We start from the raw sequence: 333 nt of genomic DNA on the forward strand, positions 1-333 counted from the left end.
AGACGCGTCGGTCCAGGACGTCGTCGAAGTCCCCCGCCTCGTAGTCGCGGTTCGACATCACCACGCCGCCGTCCGTGTCGACGGTAACCGTCGCGTACTCCGTTGGCGCCATCCCGCGATACAGGACGTACGCGCCTCCCGCGACCCCGGCGACGACGAGGACCGGGATGAGCTGGGGGAGAACGAAGACGAGGATGAGGCTCAGGAGGACCCCGACGAACGCCCCCACGAGCGCTCCGAGGAAGGCGCCGAAGAGGCTGCCGTCCTTCAGCTGGACTTCGAGGCCGACGCGGGTTCCCTTCGGCGCGTCCGCCATCCCGACGAACGTGACTT

General features: G+C 68.5%; 1 protein-coding gene. It reads right to left on the reverse strand.

Translation table 11 applies throughout. The features are described 5' to 3' along the window. Positions 1 to 333, reverse strand: a 333-nt coding sequence (locus EXE44_RS20515; RefSeq protein ID WP_158293517.1) for a hypothetical protein, incomplete at both ends; no start/stop codon positions are given.

The sequence above is a fragment of the Halorubrum sp. SS7 genome (genome assembly GCF_005435055.1).
Classification (GTDB): Archaea; Halobacteriota; Halobacteria; order Halobacteriales; family Haloferacaceae; genus Halorubrum; species Halorubrum salinarum.